This window comes from Arcanobacterium canis (genome assembly GCF_029625435.1).
GTDB classification, from domain to species: Bacteria; Actinomycetota; Actinomycetes; order Actinomycetales; family Actinomycetaceae; genus Arcanobacterium; species Arcanobacterium canis.
Genome location: NZ_CP121208.1, coordinates 601,541 through 620,433 on the forward strand (window position 1 = coordinate 601,541; position 18,893 = coordinate 620,433).

Sequence of the window (18,893 nt, forward strand, 5' to 3'; positions counted from 1 at the left end):
GTTAGAACCTCTCGATCACGTCAACGGTCTTGCCCGACTTCAACACAGCCAAATTCTTCTTCAACTCGTGCATCACCGAGAACTCAACCGAATAGCCGAATACCACAACCCGAGACAAGTCCAGCTCGCCAGTCTCCAGTAGACGGACAAGAGCCACCGCATCATCGCTCGTCAACCCAGCATCAATGACGTAGCCAGAATCGCCGCACACATCGATGGAGTAGTTGGCCAGCTTCACTTTCTTAGCGGAGGTGGTTAAGCCGTAGCCGTCCTTCACCAGCCACGTCGCGAGCACGGTCTCATGGCCAGGTGTCCCATCCAGATCGAACTTCGACACATAATCCTCGGCAAACAACGCATCCGAGGCTTCTGGGTTGAAACGCTCAAGCTGATCCAACACCTGCCCCGACGGCTCCTCCAAACGGTAAAGCCGGAACCCGTAATCAATGTCCGCACCCGTCTCGGCCTTGATTTTGGCTGCCGCACGCTTAACGCGTTCACGGCCAATCTCGTCAATCGTGCGATAACCAGCAGAATATGCGGCTTTTGAATATCGATTGGATGCAGAGTCGACTTGTTCATTGAGCTGAATCATGAAATATCGAACACGTTTTCCGGTTTCTGCAGAGATATCCAATGCTGCGTGAGCCGTAGAGCCTGAGCCAGAAAAAAAATCGAGCACAATCGAGTCGTCAGGCACGCTAATCCGAAGTAGATGCTGAAGCAATTTTACAGGCTTTGGATTTTTGAAGAAAGCACGCCCCTCGAATAATTGCGTCATGTCAGTCGTACCGGTGCGTGAACGACCAAAGCGTTCATCGATCAGAAGGGAACGTGACTTACCCCCATCCTTTTCATAATTTTTTGTATAGACATGACCATTTTCGAATACCAGCTCATCCATGCGTTCGCGAACTGTCTCTTGAGACCATCTCCATATTGCGTTTGGACTCGATGGATCCTTGTGTTCAAGCGAATAGACTGTGCCGTCGGGGGCGACTAAGTCGTAATCCATTGAAGCTGAGTACTGAAGATTTTGTTTGTCGAGGCGTTCGAGCGAGTAGCGACCGTTATCATCACTCCGATTGTATTGCGTTGAGGCTTGAGTGAGTGGGTCAGGCAACAGGGCAACACTCGGAAGGTTTCGCGCATAAGAAATGACATACTCATGATCAATCGCGATTTGCCCTGAATCGTTGGCTCCACCGGATTTGCTTTTCCAAATCATATTGCTGATGAAATTCTGTTCACCAAATACTTCGTCGCAGAGCAGCTTGAGGTTTGTCTGCTCGTTGTCATCGATGCTGATGAAAATAACACCGTCGTCTGCGAGTAGTTCTTTCGCGAGTTGGAGTCTGGGGTACATGAAAGTGAGCCACGCCGAGTGTGAGGACTTGCCTTGGAGGTCGAGAACTCGCTGCGCTTCATCTTCGCTGAGCCCGATCTTGTCGACGAGTTGCGCGGGCGTGAAGCCGAAGTCGTCGTTATAGACGAACCCGTCAGAGCCCGTGTTGTAGGGCGGATCAATATAAATACACTTTACTTTCCCCGCATAAGAACCAAGGAGATGCTTAAGTGCATCAAGGTTATCACCCACAATGTAGAGGTTCTCTGAGCTCTGGTTATCTGGTTGGCTGTTGTGTACGAGGTCGGGAACGACAACGGTTTCGGTTTCTGTGGAGGTCAGGTACTTGGCATATGATTTGCCGAGAAATTTCAGCTCGTAGCCTTCCTTGGTAATGCTGACGTCACCTTCCTTGAGACTTTCTTGGAGCCGGTCAAGTATGAACGCCCCGTCTTTGTCGAAATATTCAGGCAAAGCTGCGCGGAGTCGTTCGATTTCAAATTCGTTGGGGGCGACGGTTTCGTTGTGTTCGTGGGCATCACGGATCATTGTGCGATCTCCTGTTCGTTCGGGACGACCTCGCAAATATCGGCGATGTCGCAGTTGAGTGCTTTGCAGATGCGGGCGAGGACGTCGGTGGTGACGTTTGCTCCTCGTCCGAGCTTGGCGATGGTTGCTGGGCTGAGCCCTGCGAGTTCTTGGAGCTGGGTTTTGGTCATGTCACGGTCAATGAGGAGCTTCCACAGGGGTTTGTAGCTGAAGGTAGGGCTATTGGGCATAGGGTTCCTCCGTGTCGATGATGTCCTCGTCGTGGATGTCTTCGAGGAAGCCGTAGCGACCGTGACCTTCTTGTTTGGTGAAGTAGATCAGGTTGCAACGGGATTGCAGTTTGGTGATGTCAGGCATGTATTTGATATTGTCGACGATGATCATCTGACCGAGATCTTGACGCTCGGCCAGGAAGTCATACAGGGCTATCGGGATAGTCTCTCGGGCTTCTTGAAGCTCGGGATCGAGTTGCGGGTCGTCGAGCCCTAATAGTGGGGTGTCGATCATGAGGACGCTCGGGCTGTGTGCGGCAGTATCTGAGGCAAGGTATTCGCGCAGCGTGAGCAACACCGCCGTGTTAACAAACGAGCGGTAGCCCTTGCCCTGCTTGCTTTTCATCTTTCCGTTGACCACGCCATCAAACAGTTCACGTGAGAACGTTGCACGGTCAAGATGCGGGAACGCACACGCCCCAAGAGTATCGAGCAGACCCTCACTCATCTTTTCCCAGAACGTTTCTGGGAACTCACTGGTGGCACTGAAGTTACCCTTCGGGAACGTCTTAGCTTGACGTTCAGCGATTTCTTGCTCGATCACGGTTTTGCGCTCGCGGAGTTCCTCAAGTTCGGTTCGCATCGCAACGACTGCATTGTGCGCGGCGATGCTGGATGCGAGGACGCGTAGTTGCGGGCGCAGCTGGTTTTCAATGTGCTCTGCGATGCGCCGGGAGTGGGATGCCAGCTGTTTTTCTTCTGCAACTAGTGGTGCCCCCTCAGTTTCCATCTGGGTGATCGTCTGGCGTAGTCCGTCAAGCCTGGTGAGAAGGTTTTGTCGCTCGCGCGGATCAGGTTCTGCAACAGCAGGTGTTTTATCTTTTGGTAGTGTTTGTTCGCAGATGGGACACGATTCTGGCGTGCGGATTGCGCTGGTGAGCATGTGGCCTTCGTTAACGAAGTCAAACCGCTCGATCTTGGCTTGGTAGGAGGACGCGAGTTCTTCGTAGCGGTGTCGAAGCGCGCCAGATTCAGCCAACTGGTCACGAATTTCTTGAAGCCGGGAGGCTACTTGTTCACCTTCACGTATAGCGTTCTCAATGAGCGTGTTGATGTGTGCGACCTGTGTAGATAGTTCGTCGATGGCGCGCTGGGCTTGGTCGGGGTTGCTGGTTTCGAGGGCTGCTTCGAGGGTGTCGATGCGTTGGCGTAGCTCGTATGGTTTTGGAGTTAGGTAGTCGATGATTGCGTTGTTTCGTAGCTTCTTGGTTTCGTTGTTCTCCTTGCGTGCGTAGGCAGCATAGTCTTTGTCGGTGATGAACGCTGCGAGCGTGCATTTAGCTGCGGTGTGTGCCGTGTTTTGCTCTGGTAGGAGAATGGGGGCTTTTTTGGTGATGTTGTCTTCGTCAGCATAAAACGCGTGGGAAACTGTGCGCCATGTTAGGCCTTGAACGTCGTAGTTCTGGTTCTTGATGACTTTCAGCTCATCAGGGTTTTCAAAACCTGCGAGGCGTAGCCACAGGGAGTTGAGCAGAGCACCGTTTTTGGTCTTGTTGAGCCGGTATTGCCCTGATGGGATCCGCACGTCGGTGCTCGTAACGTCGACGGCAGTGTGGCCTTGCCCTATCGGGCGTGTGAGCGTCAGCTTACCGAACGGGGTGCGTACCCCCATGCGTACTTCGGTGTAGCCGGATTGCTCGTCGATGGCGAAATCCTTGGCGGCCGCGCCGAACATGTAGTCGATTGATTGCAAGACCCAGGATTTTCCGGTGTTCGATGGCCCGCACACGATATTGAGTCCGTTGGTGAGGTCGATGCGGGAGTCTTGGCGGGCGGGGTGTCCTGCCACCGTGATGTGAGTAATCCAAAAGCTTGGTTTCATCGGGACTCTCCTGGGGTGGCTGCGCTGAGAATGATCGATGTGAGCGCGTTGGTGTCTTTGTCGCCGACGCGCTCAATGGTTTCTAGTGCGGCGTTGAAGAAGTCTGTTGCGTATGGGGTGTTGAGCTGGTTAACCAGTGAGGTTCCTTCGTCACTGATGTCGAAGCGTCCATGCCCGTTGTCGTGGGTGTAGTGGACGAGCCCTTGGATGGTCATGCGCTGCAAGGCTTGGGTCATGAGGTAGGTGCGGGCATTAAGTTCGCCAGAGGCGAGCCGGTGGGTGCCGTTCACGTTTGTTTCGCCTAGCCCGAAGGTGTGTGCGTTGACGGTGAGTGTGTCAAGGCATGCCAAGTAGTCCACGTCGGTTGGTTCGTCGAGAAGGAACAAGAAGATCAGGGCGCGCAGCTCGGCTTCAAAGCTGGTATCGAGGGCTGAAAGTCTCATGCGTCCACCCACGACAATCTGCCTCGTGCGGCCAGTTCGTGACATGAGCCTTTACGGCTCCACACGTCGATGAGGGTGATGATTTGATCGAGCCGCTGACGATCGAGTTGGACTTGAACAGCTTGGGCTAGGGTGGCCAGGAGTCGTTCGACACCGTTTGGGTAGGTGCGCAGGTTCGTATCGGTGACTCCGGTGTGCATGCTGTCAAGGAAATCGTCAAACATGGCCTTGCCCTCATGGACACAGCTCCATGAGACTTCTCGTACCCATTCGGCGCTGTAGAAAGCTTTGCGTTGGTCTTGGAAATGAGCCGACCAGCGTGGCGGAATATCGTCAATCACCGGTTCTGGATTGCTGGTGGTCAATCCTTCGCAGTAAGCGTGCAGTAAGGCAGCGACGTAGATGAGTTCCTTGGGCTGAATGTGTTCGGGAACGTTCTTCTTCAGCGGAAGCCCCACCGATTGATCACCAAGACGCAGCCGATTGGTTTTCTCATCAATATACGGAGCACCCGACTGTGGCGCGGGTGCGGGCAGGTCAAGTGAAACCTCAAGAGGCGACGGAGCCGCGTCACGGATAGAGACGAAGACTTCGCGGATGAGTACACCAAGACCGCGTCCAACATTGCCCTTGCTAATCCTCGGGTCGATGCGACTGAGCCTGTCGGCGAGCTCGTTGAGAACGGGCTCTTGATACCACTGGAGAAGGTTCGAGGAAAATTCTTCTTCATCCCACCTTCCAGCAAGTTCACCTGCAAAGTCCGGCTTCATCGGATACGAGCCGTTCGCATACCCCTTCCATGTGGAGACCGTACGCAGATTGATAGCTGTCCGTTCATCACCCCTGTCAGGTGCTGGTACGAGTCCCAGGTCAATGACGAATGCGGTGAACTCGCCAAGCTTGCGGGTGCCTTTCATCATTGGACGAAGCGCATCGATGAGTTGCGTGAAGTTATTCTTCTCGCCCAATTTCACCTCCGCAATCGCGTTCAATCGCTGTCAATCGGTTGACCACCGCCTGCTCAGGCGCAGATTCATTTAACGGAAATGCAAGAGCGGAACGAGTGACAACATCCTTTCTGATTCTACAGTCTCGCTTCACTCTTGGCGCGTTCATCTACGCGAACGCGTAGTTGTGTCGCAACGAGCATGATCAGGAGGTGAGGAGAGACATGGGTAAACGAAACATGAAGCAAACGTCTCGGCCAGTAGCCACCAAGGCATCGGCACTTCTGCGCGATGGCCGAACCTCAGCCAGGACGAAGTCCGTAGCAGGTTCTGCACTGGCCCAAGCCAAACCGCGTAAGGGCAAGTAACACCCCTCGCTGGTGTTTCGCAGCGCGGTCGACAGCCTCGAAACACTCTCTCATTTTCCTTTTCGGCGATGCCGCACCGGTCAACCGGCACGCTGAAACCTTTCTCCTACTTTTCCGAATGCGCAGAGCCGTATTCGGGAAGACCACCGTTGAGCGCTTGACAGGCACCACCTCAATCCGGGTTTAACCCGGCGGGGCTGGTGCCCGTCACTGCATCTAATCAACACCTCAGTCTTCTCTCGGCAGCCCTCAACGGGGTCTCCCTTTACCAGAAGGGAACCCCACTCATGGGATTCATTATCTACACGTCCGTTGCTGGTGACCCGATTGTTGTTGAGGCTGAGGATCGGTGGGTTGAGATCGTTGCTGATCTTGACCGGCAAGAAGCCAACAGCGATCACAACTACCGGCGTCAAGACCGCAGAGGCGTCAAGTTCTGTTCGTGGGATGCCTATAACGCCTACGGCAACCAGGAAGCCGGAGCCACGCCATCGGCGCAAGATATCGTGTGCGAGAACGAAATTGCTACCGAGCACGAACAAGCTATCCGTGCTGTTGGAGAGTTGCTTGTTGATCTGATCGAGAAGCTGCCGCCTGTACAGCGGGAAGTGTTCATCGCCGTCCACATCCAACAGCGTCCTGCAGTGGAAGTGGCAGCTAGTCGTGGTGTGTCGAAAGCGGTGATCTCGAAAACGTTGAAGAAAGCCACTGAACGCCTGCGTGAGGGGCTGATCGCGGGGGGGGGGGTAACTCCAGCGATCTTTGTGGCCTTCCTGTGAGCGAGACACACGGCACCGCTCAGGAAGGAACACACAAATGAATACCAAGCTCAAGATCGGTAAACAACCCAACCCAGATGCGGCACTTTCTGCAAAGGAAATCCGTGTCACTAAGCGGATGTTGCGCGCCATCTTCGGCACAGCCACACCTGCCCACAAGATGGCGATCCTCCTGCCCGGATCCGAGACCAGCAACGTCGAAGTCCAGATCGTTGAACCTGACGATAACCTCATGGCACTGGCTGACGTGCTTGACGGGGATGCGGGAGGTGAAACGCGATGATGAATTTCCAGCCCCGTAACCAGTTGATTAGCGCATGGAACCAAGCCGCCGCCTATGCGTGCGAGCAGGCGCGAGCCCTCGAAGATGACTGGTATGAGCAGGTTGAAGATCATGCGGGAATGATCGGTGACCGTCCGATACCTGCCGCACGACTCGTCGGCGCGCCAGAACCTAGCCATTCCCCAGCGCACGAAGAAGCACCGTCCGCGTCTCCAATAACTGAGCCTGAATTGACTGTGACGCTTGCGGATGTGCGCGGCGTGCTCGCCGGGCTCTCGGCGCAAGGCCATACGGCGAAGGTGCGTGAACTGATCGTCGAGGCCGGGGCGGACAAGCTCTCGAGCATGGATCCATCGAAGTTTGGCTGGCTGTTGGGTCAGGCAAAGGAGATCGCCGATGGCACCCTCTGACCACGCACTCCTCTCGGCGTCGGGTGCGCATCGCTGGCTGAACGGCACATCTGCAATGGAAATCTCGAAAACCTTCGGCAGACGTTTTGTGCTGATTCGATCTTGTACTGGCACTTCCAGAGCTTTGGTCATAAGCGAGCGAGGATGCGCGAGCTTGAAGCAGCAACCGAAGGAGTGCCTGTTTTTCCGGGTGGCCGATCCGCGTCAACTCGATGCGTTGTTTGATGCGCTGGAGAGGGGAGCGGCGGTGTTCTCTAGTTGGGAGTGAAACATTTGTTTGAACTCGCTTTCATGTGAAAGGAGTTCTCCGAAAGTGCCTTCTTCGACAATCGTGCCCTTCTTCATAACGTAGATGAATCCTGTGGATCGTAAAGTCGAGACTCGGTGGGTGGTGAGGATAATGATTCTTTTTGACGCTTCTTTTGAGAGCTTGTGAAAAATCAATTCTTCTGTGGGTGCGTCAATTGCGCTTGTTGGCTCGTCAAGGAACCACACGGGTGCGTCTGAGAGATACGCACGCGCGATGGTGAGTCTTTGCCATTGCCCGCCAGAGAGGTTAACGCCACCCCATTGCGCACCCAGCAGAGTCTGCACTCCGTCGGCAAGCTCCGAAACAAAAGAGTACGCCTCCGCAAAGCGCAGCGCTTCGTCAATTTCCGATTCAGATATATCGTTCCTGTTGAGTCCCATCGTCAGGAACTCTCGTACGGTCAGCTCATAATGTCCGTAATCTTGCTGGACAACAGCGTAAGGATAACGAAAAGCTCCCGACGAGAGATCGACGCTCAGAGCGCCAATCTTCAAACTGCCCGACGCTTCAGGTTGTGATCCCATCATCGCGCGGATCAAGGACGTCTTACCCGAACCATTTTCTCCGACGATTGCTACGAGAGTTCCTTTATCCGTAGCAAGATTTGCTGAGCGTACAGCTACGACATCTCCATACCTCACGGTTATATCGTTCGCACAGAAATTCTGAACCGACGCAATATCTAACTCGGTTACTCGATCATCTTCCACACGCAGAAAATCCCGAAAATGCCGATTCGCCGGAATGGATGTCACAAGTTCACCGATTTGATACCCGATCCCTGCCATCGCTCCGATTCCGCTCATGAGACCGGCGATTCCTGCAAACACTGCTCCGGCGTCCTGGGCTGAATCCCTGTAAAGAAAGACCAGGGCCAAGCAGAAGAGAACAGTTGTGGCGAGACCCGACATCGCGTCCGATACAACTGCTAGTCCTTCGAGGTTTTCTCGTATTTTTCGATAAAGCGCTCTCATTTCTTGCGAACGAGAAGCGATAAAGGATGATGCTCGTAGATTGACCAATTCGCTTCCCGTGCTCTGATACGAAATCTGGTCTTGAAAATATACAGAACGTCGGTTCTTCTGCGCAGCTTCGGGCCAGAGGCGAGACTCTTGTCTGCCATACCATGCATAGGCAACCGCGGTAGGTATGGGAGCTAAAACGCTGATCATCGCCGCGCCCTGGCTCAAATCCCATAGTGTTAGCGCCAGGGTAGAAGCTGTAATCGTGGCGGTAAAGATATTGATCGTTGCTTGGAACTGAGACGAAACATGCCCTTCACTAGTGCATTGACGGGCTTTCCTGAGTTTGTCCATAAACAGTTCCGAGGCGTAAGAGCGTGCTGAGCTGCGCGCGAGCACGCAGTCAAAATGATCTGCAGCGAACGCGTTTACTCTCATCGCATTGACCCGGGATAAAGTGTTGGCAACTTGCTGAAGGGCTCCTCCCGCACCAAACACTAACCCGGTTAAAATAATGAGCCCGATTGCGCCATGTGAATGTGAAAGAGAATTCGAGAGCTGTCGAATTAATAGAACGTTGACAGCCGGAATAAGAGCGACACCAAGAAGCATGATCGTCGAAGCTGTAGCAAAAGCTGGCGACGCCTGCCAACCGTAACGCAGAGCCCATAACCAATCTGGGTAGTTCCTCAACTCATTCATTGTGACACTCAATCGCTCTCATGCACTCCAGGATCAAACGCCTATGCGCCAAACCATTCTTGGGATCACTATAGCCATATCAAACCCACGCCTGTCCAGGTTCTTGATCGTACCCATCAACAACATCTCCAACCTTATTCGACCACATGTTGATTGATGAGTAGGGAATTGAATAGATCTCCACCTTTTTGCCAGTGAATCCCTGCGCATCACGGATAATTAATCGTTTTGAGGTGAAAATTGCTGAATCACGCAGAGTTTTGTAGGCAGCATAAGGTTGCTCTCCTTGCACAAGAACCTAGTTGACATCTTGTGGGATCGGAACTTCTTCAAAGACGGCGCCCGCACTTCACAAATCTTTGGGTTTTACAGCGCATCCCGCTTCGCATCAGTCGCGATAGATTTTGTCTCTGCGGCCAATAGAGAATACTTCGATGGTGATCGTGGCGTCAGCAATGAGTGCAAGGATCCTGTATGAGCCCACACGGTAGCGCCATTCGCCTGAGTGGTTCGCTGTCAATCCTTTTCCGAATGCCCGCGGATCCGCGCAGCCGTCTAGGTTGTTTTTGATCCATGTCGCCAAGATTCGCGCATCGAATCGGTCCATCTTCTTGAGTTGCTTGCGTGCGCGAGAAGTGACTTCAACTCGGTATCGTTTTGGTGTAACAGGCACGATTAGAGCTCGCCAAGAATATCGTCAATGCTAAAACGTTCACCGTCGTCTTTGGCGATTGCCTCCCGAAGTTCCTGGAGGTCGTAGGAATCTTCAACCTTTTCGAGGATTGCGCTTCGGGCAAAGTCTGAGATTGTGATGCCTTCAAATTTGCAAACTTCCGGATAAGCGCGGCATCTTCTGCAGGCATCCGGACAGTCATCGTGCTCATATTTGGTCGACGGCGATGATCTCGTCATCTTGCAGGCGCGGTATCACTACAGCTAAGTACTTCCCTGCTGGTGTACTTGAGGGGAAGTTCTGCCTTGCCACGGTATTACCGGTACGTATTTCCTTTTTCCTTTGCGAAAGTAAGGAGGAGAACAGCGAACACGAGAGGGGAGAACATCGTGTGGCCAGCCATGACGACGGCGTTACTTGGGGACCAGCCTGTCACGATTGCGCTACGTTTCACTCGCTCCGAACCGCGCAAGGTTTTCGGTGGGTGAGCGCACAATCGTCTTGCCTCTCAAGATACGGAGTCGATAGCATTCTTCGCCGTCACGAGGTCGGCTCCAGTGCGCTCGCGATATGCTTTCACCGCTTCGATCTTGCGCCCCGTTGCAACAAGCTGACGTTCCTTGGGAGATACCCCAAAAGCGTCAATATTTTTTGCGTCATCACCAAGGCGAGCTTTTAGCTGAGCAACAAGAGCTAAAAGGCGTCCGTTCTCTCGTCGCAGGCGTTCAATTTCTCGTGCCTGATCGAACCATTTTGCCATCTTTATCCTCCCTAAAAGACTGACCTACGCATCATCCCGAGAAAATGCGTTGCGCATTGTCATCGAGGCATCGAAGAGAACCTTGTCGAGCAGGTCGTCGGTTTCGCGCTGGAGCATGTCTGCGATTTTTTGGTTTGCGTCTTCCATCAAGGCGCGGGCGTCAGCGCTCACCTCACCAGCTGACTCTCTACCCGAGGCCCCAGCCACACGAATCTGCGCAAGCTTCGCATCAGTTTCCTTAATCACGATGCGTGCCAGCGCGCCGACCTTTTGCTGATAGCGCTCCACATGCGCGATGCACTCGTGATAGTGGGCGTCGGTCAGAGCCGCGATAATGCGGTTTTGCCAGTAGTGTGCCTCCGTCGTCACCCGGCCAGTGGTATCGGCGAGGTAGGCCGGCGTCGTCGTCACCCGAGCATAGAACGGAACCATCGCGTTGAACGGCATGGAACCGAACGCCACCCAGTGAAGCGGCTCGGCGCCCGCACGAATATTCAGCCCGCCCACCGACGTCGTGCGGTTGATACCGATTGGGCGGTACTTGCCGCGGTCGAGGCCGTGGCGCGCGTACGGGTCAAACCCGGTGCCCTGGTAGTGGTACGCCATCGCGTACTTGACTTCTTCCATCGGGATTTTGTGTTCGGGTACGCGGCACCAGGGCAGATCGTCGGACATGGGGGTGTAGTCGGCATCGAGGCCGTCCCACACGTTCGAGCGCGGGTTGAAGTAACGCTGCAGGCCCCACGCGCGGGGAGTGTTGTACGTGTGGTCAGAATCAGAGTGGGAGCCGAATGCATGACGCGGATTGAACGCATCTCCGCTTCCAAGATCCAGATGATTGTCCGCAATGAACTCACGCATATCAGCTGAGCACATGTATTCGCGTTGCTCGCCAAAAGCGTCATCAAAGTCGAAGGTATCCAGGCCGAGCTGGTTAGGGATAATCGCGTAGGCATCGTCGGGAAGGCGACGAGCCATCCAGTGGTGTCCGCCAACGGTTTCCAGCCACCAGATCTCATCGCCGTCGCCAAAAGCGATGCCATTCATCTCGTAGGTGCCGTGTTCTTCGAGGAGTGCGCCGAGTCGCGTTACGCCCTCGCGTGCGGAACGGATGTAGGGCAAGACAAGGAGAACGAGATCTTCTTCGCCGATCCCGCCGGGATGCTCCGGCTGATAATCGGGATCGCCTTCGCTGCCGCGGGCGGGGGAAAACTCAACGAGAGGATCAGCTGCGAGGACCCGTTCGTTGCTAGTGAGCGTTTCAGTTGCCGACATCGCCACACCCGCCGCATTAATTCCAGCATTTGGCCACACACCCTTGTGCTGGATCGCGTCTGGCATACACGTGTACGAGATCAGGTCATCTGGCAGGTTCACGACCACATGGGACTGGGTGGAGACGTAGCGTTTGGGTTGCTTTTCCGGCGCGACGACGACGAAGCGCTTTGCCTCAAAGTTTCCCGCTCCAGAATCGTCCGTGCGGGCGATCATTGTCGAGCCGTCGTTCGAAGCCTTCTTGCCGACGAGGATGGTGGTGCAACCCATGAGTGTCCCTTCTTTGCTGACACGAATGTGTGTGACGGGCGGATTCCCGATGCAGCGCCGATGTTATAGTGCGATTATAGTCCTCAATGTCGGTATCCAGCGAAATTTGCACCAGGTGCAACCGCGTTGCGCAGGCCCTTCGCTCGATGGGGTGATACGCGCCGCCCTGAGACACGGTTTTGGAGCATGTGAAGAGGCGGGACGTGTTAAAGTGAATACGTCCAACAACTATCGCGAGAGGTTTGACGCTTAGATGTCGATGTGATTTCCACTCAGCTGTGCTGAGACGTGACCAAAGTTTCAACGTCCAGGAGATCATTATGCCCTCGATAATCCTTAACGCTCTTTCGTTTTCTTATGGATCCCACCTCGTTCTTGATGAAGTTAATTTGCACATCAGCGAAGGCGAGCGAGCTTTCCTGATTGGCCCGAATGGCAGTGGAAAAACCACCCTACTCAAGCTTCTCACCGGTGATCTTTGCCCAGATTCGGGCCAGATTATCTCCGCTCCGGTCAAGCACCGAGCGCCAAATGTAGATGATTTTGATGGTACTGTCGGCGAATATTTTGATGTCGCTTTCGCCTATTTGAGGGAGCTATCACTCCGATTTGATCGCGTTACGTCCTCGCTCGCCAGCGGCGGTCAGTCGCTTGAGGAACAGTACGATTGTCTTCTTGCTGAGATGAACGCCCGAGATATATGGTCCCTGGAAGCTCGCATCAGTGAGACTCTTCATGGATTGGGAATGGACGGCATCGGGAAAATGCGAGAACGTGATGTGACATCCTTGTCTCCGGGGCAACGCGCACGAATCCGTTTGGCAGCTTTACTTATTCTCCGACCACAGGCTCTCATCCTTGATGAACCGACCAACCATCTAGACTCTGACGCTATGAGCTATTTGGCTCAGACGATCAATAATTGGGACGGGCCGGTGCTCGTAGCAAGCCACGACCGGGCGTTTATTGAGGACACAGCTACTGTTATCTACGACATGGATAACGCCGTGTGGTCGCAGATAGCGAAAGCTCGTGGGAAAGAACGCATTTCTGGTATTCATCGTGTCGCGGGTAAATACTCAGATTATCTCATTGCGAAAGAAGTTGCGTGGAGCAAATATAACCAGATGTATGCGTGGCAACAGGAGAAAAAGCGTGATCTGCGAGAGCATCATCATCAGAGTGCGATTATTGCGCAAGGCGGCCGTCGAGTAAAAGAACCACCGTTTCGCATGGCAAAAAAGTATTTTGCTGATCGTGCAGCCTCTACTTCCGTCAGGCGAACACGAAATGACGACGTTCGGCTCGAACGGTTGCAAGAGCGAGAAGTTCGCAAGCCTCGGCACTATGAACTCGCCTTTCCCCTCCGTCGCGACGACGTTGGGGTGGGTGTTGCTGTGAGCTTGCGAAAGGCAAAAGTGGCGGGCAGGCTTGCTCCTCTCGATCTCGATGTGGCAGCAGGGGAACATCTCCTTGTGACAGGTGCGAATGGCACAGGAAAATCTACTTTGCTTAACTGGATCGCGAAAGGTGCGCCACCGGCTGGTGTTGATGCGAGCGGGAATATGACACGTGATAATCGAATCAGCATAGTCCCGCAGCGTCTTCCCATTGAAGGGGACCCAGGTTTCAATAGCTTCGTCTGGCAAAACGGGATTGGTGAGCTCGGCAAGGGGATATTGCATCCTTCGATGTGGTCTACAGCAATCAATCAGCTCTCGGCTGGAAATCAACGACGGGCTCAGATTGCTGTTGCATTGGGTGAAAGTCCAGCTTTACTTATTATTGATGAGCCGACAAACTATCTTGACCTTGAGACAATGGAAGCCTTGGAAGTTGCCTTGTCTATGTGGAACGGGACGCTGATAGTTGCTACTCACGATCGGTGGTTGATTGACCACTGGCGTGGCAGACACATCACTCTCAGTGGTGTCGATCCAGTGGTCAACGATGTGGATACTCAAACGAGAACGGGTACTCACACAAGTTGATTGGCTATCGCCCCTGTGTCAGCGCTCAGCGTAGGTGTCTGCCTTGTCTCCTCCTGAGCAGAGTATTCCTGTGTAGAGTGATCGCAAAGCGCGGGGCAGGTAGCTTCGCGCGCATTGCTCACACCTGAGGAGAAACAATGAAAAAGATCTGGATCGCTGCATGTGTGTATGCGGCGCTTGGCCTGACGGCCGGTCTTTTGTACCGCACGTTAACGCACTCGATGGATGTGATTCCCAAAACTCAGCTCGCCACACTCCATACCCACCTGCTGGCTTTGGGGATGCTGGTGATGCTGGTGGTCCTCGCACTTGACGCTGTTTTCCATATTTCCCACACGCGTTCCTTTAAGGGCTTCTTCCATGGTTACAACACGGGGCTTGCTTTAACCGCTGGCGTCATGCTTTGGCAAGGGATCCTCCAACTCAACGGACGCGACGGTGGGGCTGCAGCTGCTGGTATTGCTGGTCTTGGGCATATCGCGATCACCGTTGGCATCGTATTCCTCTTTGTTAGCCTGGCTAGACCTGTGCGCGAACTTGCAGCGCAGCGCGAGGCATAATCCTATCGGCTCAGTTTTCTGGGCCGATTTTTCTTAGGCTTTCCGCGCCTTGAAGCAGGTGAATAAAGCAGTATCGCGGGCCGAGAAATTGATGCTCGTGAGGTTGTGACTTCGGCTATCCTGAACCCAAGGAGGAACTCATGACGACCCATGCAAAAGTAGAGATCATCACGTCTCGCGACGTTCCACTCGGCGGCCCGCGAGCCATGACAGTCAAGCGCACGCTCCCTCAGCGCCAACGCTCCTTGATTGGAGCGTGGTGTTTTTGTGACCACTATGGTCCTGACGATGTTGCATCCACTGGCGGTATGGACGTTGCGCCGCACCCGCATATGGGGCTGCAGACGGTATCGTGGCTGTTCGAGGGGCAAATCATGCATAACGACGCTGCAGGATTTCACGCTGTCGTTCGCCCTGGGGAAGCCAATTTCATGACCGCAGGTCATGGAATCTCGCACTCTGAAACTTCTACTCAAGCCACGACTACCTTGCATGGCGTGCAGTTATGGGTCGCTTTGCCTGATTCCGTCCGTGAAGGTGAGCGGAACTTTGAAAACTACGTTCCGCAACCCGTGCCCTTCGACGGCGGTCATGCGCTTGTTTTTATGGGCTCACTCATGGGAAGCACATCACCGATCACCTGTTTTACTCCGCTTGTTGGTGCGGAGATCAACCTCGACGCCGGTGCGCAGCTCACTATCGACGTGCAACCGACCTTTGAACATGGAGTACTTGTCGATTGTGGGGAAGTGGAACTCGAAGGAACGAAAGTTGCACGTACAGAACTTGCCTACACCGGCGTCGGCGAAGAAACGCTGACCATCGCCAACACAGGTCAGACGCAGGCACGCGTCATCCTTATTGGGGGAGAGCCTTTTACAGAGTCGCTCGTGATGTGGTGGAACTTCATCGGGCGCACGCATGATGAAATTGTGCGCGCACGCGAGGAATGGCAGTTCCATTCGGGACGTTTTGGGACGGTGGAAGGATACATTGGCCATCATCAAGACGGGCCGAGTTGGCTTCCTGCGCCTGAAATGCCGCATACGCCCATTCGCCCGCGGGTCAATCCGGCTCCAGTTGCCCGCCCGCAGATGCGCATTGATTAAGCCGCGATGGGACGAGGGTCGAAATCACGCCACCTGAGTGTTTGCCATATGGAATGATTTGTTCCGAATTGTGGACACTAAACATATTAGTGCTCTTTTTCGAGGCTGAGATTGCCGCGAAATAGCGCCAATTCTCAAATAGTGAGATTAAATAGTTCCAAATTGCGAGACAAAAGGCGAAAACCTCTTTCTTTCGCTCTCTTTGCTCCATAGACTAACTGCGTGAAGTTCCTTAATGATTCAAAACCTCAGTTCGAATTAACCTACGACGACGTCTTCATGGTGCCGTCTCGTTCCTCGGTCGGATCCCGTTCCAATGTCGATCTGACAACTCCCGATAACAGCGGCACCACAATTCCTCTTGTGGTGGCGAATATGACGGCGATTGCAGGAAAGCGCATGGCGGAAACTGTGGCCCGGCGTGGTGGCCTTGCGATTATCCCCCAAGACATCCCAGTCGATGTCGTCGTCGATACGGTAGCCAAAGTGAAGGCCGCTCACCTCACCTACGACACTCCCGTCGTGGTGAAGCCTCATCACACGTGTGGCTATGTGCGTGGTTTGATACCCAAGCGTGCGCATGGCGCCGCAATCGTTGCTGATCCAGATTCAGGAATCCCGCTCGGCATCATCAATATGGACGATGTCACCGGTGTGGATCGTTTCACCCAGGTCAAGGAAGTCATGAGCACGCGCTTGCTGACCCTGCCCGAGGGTATTGATCCGCGCCAGGCATACGACACTCTCAAGGAGAATCACTACCCGCTGGCTCCGATCGTTGACGACGCCGGTGCTCTTGTCGGTATTCTCACGCGGGCTGGAGCGGTTCGTTCCACGATTTACCAGCCAAACGTGGATGCAAATGGAACGCTTCGCATCGGCGCTGCAATTGGAATGAACGGTGATCCAGCTGGTAAGGCAAAGCGACTCGTCGAGGCTGGCGTCGATCTCATCGTCGTTGACACTGCTCATGGCCATCAGGATACGATGCTTGACGCCGTGAGCGCAGTTCGTTCAGTCGTTCCTGCCGACTTTCCGATTGTTGCCGGCAACGTGGTTCACGCAGACGGCGTGCGCGATCTGGTTGAAGCTGGTGCTTCCATCGTCAAAGTTGGTGTTGGACCGGGCGCAATGTGTACCACCCGTATGCAAACCGGCGTCGGCCGCCCGCAGTTCTCTGCAGTTCTTGAATGCGCGGCTGAAGCGACCAAGCTCGGGGCTCACGTCTGGGCCGACGGCGGTGTTCGACACCCTCGTGACGTTGCCCTCGCTCTGGCCGCTGGCGCATCGAACGTCATGATCGGTTCGTGGTTCGCTGGAACCTACGAATCGCCAGGCGAACTGCAGTGGGATGCCAACGGGCGCCCCTACAAGGAGTCATTCGGAATGGCATCGAAGCGTGCGGTGAAGAACCGCACGGCCAAGGAATCCGCCTTTGAGCGCGCTCGGAAGTCGATCTTCGAAGAAGGAATTTCGGGAGGCCGCATGTTCCTCGATCCTGAGCGCCCTGGCGTTGAAGATCTCATCGATCAGATTGTTTCGGGCGTACGTTCCTCGTTTACCTATGCAGGATCGGCCAATATCGAGCAGTTCCGTGAGCGAGCAATCGTCGGGATCCAGTCCTCGTCGGGCTACCGTGAGGGTGCCCCGGTTCCCACTTCCTGGTGAGGTGCCGACGCGGCTGCCTGAGAACGTCCTTTAGCGCAGCGTCGTCGCCCACCCCAATCGCACTTGACACTAGAGAGAAGAAAAATAATGGCAGATCAGATTGCAGCAATCGTCGGAATCAACTGGGGCGACGAAGGGAAAGGCCGTATGGTCGATCTCCTCGCCGCAGAATACGACGTCGTCGCTCGTTATCAGGGTGGTGGAAACGCCGGTCATACAGTGGTCAATAAGTACGGTACATTCGCGCTTCACCTGTTACCGTCGGGCATCTTCAACGATGGTGTCATTAATGTTTTAGGCAATGGTGTAGCGGTGAATGCTGAGCAACTTGTGCGTGAAATCGACTCGGTTGCACAGCAAGGCGTGGCAGTGACTGCGGAAAATCTTGTTGTTTCCGAGCGTGCATCCTTGCTCCTGCCATGGCACCGAGATCTGGACAATCTCGAAGAAGCGCGCCTTGCGGACAAGCAATACGGTTCGACAAAGCAGGGGATCGCCCCGTTCTACTCGGACAAGTTTGCAAAGAAGACGATCCTTGCAGGCGAACTGCGAAATCGTGACCAACTGCGTCAGCACGTTGCTGAACTTCTGGAATGGAAGAATCTCACGCTCAGAGGCGTTTACGGTGCTGAACCGGCAACTCTTGAAGACATCATGGCCTGGATCGATGAATGGGCGATGCAAATTGTTCCGTTCCTTGCAGATCCAGCACAGGTGCTCGGGCAAGCTCGTGAGCGAGGCGAGCGCATCTTGTTTGAAGCTCAGCTCGGCGCGCTTCGCGACATCGACTTCGGTATCCACCCCTTCACGACGTCGTCGAACACGATTGCGGCCTATGCACCCGTCGGCGCTGGACTACCCAGCGCTCGCGTCGAGCGCGTCGTCGGGGTGGTCAAGGCATACTCAACAGCGGTGGGTGCTGGCCCGTTTGTCTGTGAATGGGATGGCGAAAAAGCCGAGCGTCTTCGTGACGCAGGCGGCGAATATGGTGCAACAACGGGCCGTCCACGACGTGTGGGACCGCTCGATATCGTGGCTACTCGTTACGGTGTGGAAGTCCAAGGGGCTACTGAGATCGCTTTGACCAAGATGGATGTCTTGTCGGACATGGCGGAAATTCCGGTGTGTGAAGCATACGAACTTGATGGCCAGCGTACTGATCGTTTCCCGTTCCCCACCGACTTGGATCGTGCATACCCGATCGAGCGAACTTTGCCGGGATGGCAGTGCGATATTTCCGGCGCCCGCACCTGGCAGGAGCTCCCCAAGGAAGCACGTGACTACGTGGAGTACGTTGAAGAGCAGGTAGGCGCGCCGATTCGCTACGTTTCAGTGGGCGCTGAGCGCGACGCTTACATCGTGCGCGACTGATCGACGTCGGGAGGAAAGAGAAGA

The 18,893-nt window shown here is 54.4% G+C and carries 20 protein-coding genes; 9 read left to right on the forward strand and 11 right to left on the reverse strand.

Translation table 11 applies throughout. The features are described 5' to 3' along the window. Position 1: 1 nt before the first annotated feature. From P7079_RS02675 to P7079_RS02695, 5 genes are read right to left on the reverse strand one after another with little or no spacing between them, the layout of a single operon-like run. On the reverse strand, positions 2-1,894 hold the full coding sequence (locus P7079_RS02675) for a site-specific DNA-methyltransferase (RefSeq protein WP_278013294.1): 1,893 nt from the start codon (positions 1,892-1,894) through the stop codon (positions 2-4). Continuing rightward, complete coding sequence (locus tag P7079_RS02680; RefSeq protein ID WP_278013295.1) at positions 1,891-2,124, reverse strand: helix-turn-helix domain-containing protein; 234 nt, start codon at positions 2,122-2,124, stop codon at positions 1,891-1,893. The genes P7079_RS02675 and P7079_RS02680 overlap by 4 nt, the downstream gene beginning before the upstream one ends. Continuing rightward, positions 2,114-3,988: a hypothetical protein gene (locus P7079_RS02685; protein WP_278013296.1), complete on the reverse strand. Its 1,875-nt coding sequence runs from the start codon at positions 3,986-3,988 to the stop codon at positions 2,114-2,116. The genes P7079_RS02680 and P7079_RS02685 overlap by 11 nt, the downstream gene beginning before the upstream one ends. Further along, positions 3,985-4,431 (reverse strand): ABC-three component system middle component 2, encoded by a 447-nt coding sequence (locus P7079_RS02690; protein WP_278013297.1) that lies wholly within the window; start codon positions 4,429-4,431, stop codon positions 3,985-3,987. The genes P7079_RS02685 and P7079_RS02690 overlap by 4 nt, the downstream gene beginning before the upstream one ends. Continuing rightward, positions 4,428-5,399 carry an ABC-three component system protein gene (locus P7079_RS02695; protein ID WP_278013298.1) on the reverse strand — a complete coding sequence of 324 codons (972 nt, stop codon included), beginning with the start codon at positions 5,397-5,399 and terminating at the stop codon, positions 4,428-4,430. Before P7079_RS02695 ends, P7079_RS02690 begins: the two co-directional genes overlap by 4 nt. A gap of 203 nt (positions 5,400-5,602) precedes the next feature. On the opposite strand from P7079_RS02695, the gene P7079_RS02700 reads away from it, so the two are divergent. The 4 genes from P7079_RS02700 (at position 5,603) to P7079_RS02715 (ending at position 7,218) form a co-directional block, all read left to right on the forward strand. Further along, positions 5,603-5,746, forward strand: coding sequence for a hypothetical protein (locus P7079_RS02700; protein WP_278013299.1), 144 nt, complete (start codon positions 5,603-5,605; stop codon positions 5,744-5,746). Between the two features lie 287 nt (positions 5,747-6,033). Continuing rightward, on the forward strand, positions 6,034-6,525 hold the full coding sequence (locus P7079_RS02705; RefSeq protein WP_278013300.1) for a sigma factor-like helix-turn-helix DNA-binding protein: 492 nt from the start codon (positions 6,034-6,036) through the stop codon (positions 6,523-6,525). A 37-nt stretch (positions 6,526-6,562) separates the two neighbouring features. Next, a complete protein-coding gene (locus P7079_RS02710) occupies positions 6,563-6,808 on the forward strand; it encodes a hypothetical protein (RefSeq protein WP_278013301.1) in 246 nt (81 codons plus the stop codon). Continuing rightward, positions 6,805-7,218, forward strand: coding sequence for a hypothetical protein (locus P7079_RS02715; RefSeq protein WP_278013302.1), 414 nt, complete (start codon positions 6,805-6,807; stop codon positions 7,216-7,218). The genes P7079_RS02710 and P7079_RS02715 overlap by 4 nt, the downstream gene beginning before the upstream one ends. A gap of 204 nt (positions 7,219-7,422) precedes the next feature. On the opposite strand, the gene P7079_RS02720 is transcribed toward P7079_RS02715, so the two are convergent. From P7079_RS02720 to P7079_RS02745, 6 genes are all read right to left on the reverse strand, one after another. Next, positions 7,423-9,192, reverse strand: coding sequence for an ATP-binding cassette domain-containing protein (locus P7079_RS02720; RefSeq protein WP_278013303.1), 1,770 nt, complete (start codon positions 9,190-9,192; stop codon positions 7,423-7,425). 79 nt (positions 9,193-9,271) lie between these two features. Beyond that, entirely contained in the window at positions 9,272-9,484 is a 213-nt protein-coding gene (locus P7079_RS02725) for a PH domain-containing protein (protein ID WP_278013304.1), read from the reverse strand. A 96-nt stretch (positions 9,485-9,580) separates the two neighbouring features. Then, positions 9,581-9,799, reverse strand: a complete 219-nt coding sequence (locus P7079_RS02730) for a type II toxin-antitoxin system RelE family toxin (RefSeq protein ID WP_278013591.1) — start codon at positions 9,797-9,799, stop codon at positions 9,581-9,583. 68 nt (positions 9,800-9,867) lie between these two features. Then, positions 9,868-10,104: a DUF6290 family protein gene (locus tag P7079_RS02735; RefSeq protein ID WP_278013305.1), complete on the reverse strand. Its 237-nt coding sequence runs from the start codon at positions 10,102-10,104 to the stop codon at positions 9,868-9,870. A gap of 269 nt (positions 10,105-10,373) precedes the next feature. After that, positions 10,374-10,625, reverse strand: a complete 252-nt coding sequence (locus P7079_RS02740; RefSeq protein ID WP_278013306.1) for a 50S ribosomal protein L7/L12 — start codon at positions 10,623-10,625, stop codon at positions 10,374-10,376. A 24-nt stretch (positions 10,626-10,649) separates the two neighbouring features. After that, complete coding sequence (locus P7079_RS02745) at positions 10,650-12,170, reverse strand: C69 family dipeptidase (protein WP_278013307.1); 1,521 nt, start codon at positions 12,168-12,170, stop codon at positions 10,650-10,652. 320 nt (positions 12,171-12,490) lie between these two features. Here P7079_RS02745 and P7079_RS02750 point away from each other — a divergent pair, with 320 nt between their 5' ends. The 5 genes from P7079_RS02750 to P7079_RS02770 all read left to right on the forward strand — a co-directional run bounded on the left by P7079_RS02750 (position 12,491) and on the right by P7079_RS02770 (position 18,869). Continuing rightward, positions 12,491-14,161: an ATP-binding cassette domain-containing protein gene (locus P7079_RS02750; protein ID WP_278013308.1), complete on the forward strand. Its 1,671-nt coding sequence runs from the start codon at positions 12,491-12,493 to the stop codon at positions 14,159-14,161. Positions 14,162-14,298: 137 nt separating this feature from the next. Beyond that, positions 14,299-14,721: a DUF2871 family protein gene (locus tag P7079_RS02755; protein ID WP_278013309.1), complete on the forward strand. Its 423-nt coding sequence runs from the start codon at positions 14,299-14,301 to the stop codon at positions 14,719-14,721. A 140-nt stretch (positions 14,722-14,861) separates the two neighbouring features. Further along, complete coding sequence (locus P7079_RS02760; protein WP_278013310.1) at positions 14,862-15,830, forward strand: pirin family protein; 969 nt, start codon at positions 14,862-14,864, stop codon at positions 15,828-15,830. 222 nt (positions 15,831-16,052) lie between these two features. Then, positions 16,053-17,498: a GuaB1 family IMP dehydrogenase-related protein gene (locus P7079_RS02765; protein WP_278013311.1), complete on the forward strand. Its 1,446-nt coding sequence runs from the start codon at positions 16,053-16,055 to the stop codon at positions 17,496-17,498. Between the two features lie 87 nt (positions 17,499-17,585). Continuing rightward, positions 17,586-18,869 carry an adenylosuccinate synthase gene (locus tag P7079_RS02770; RefSeq protein WP_278013312.1) on the forward strand — a complete coding sequence of 428 codons (1,284 nt, stop codon included), beginning with the start codon at positions 17,586-17,588 and terminating at the stop codon, positions 18,867-18,869. The last annotated feature ends 24 nt before the right edge of the window (positions 18,870-18,893 follow it).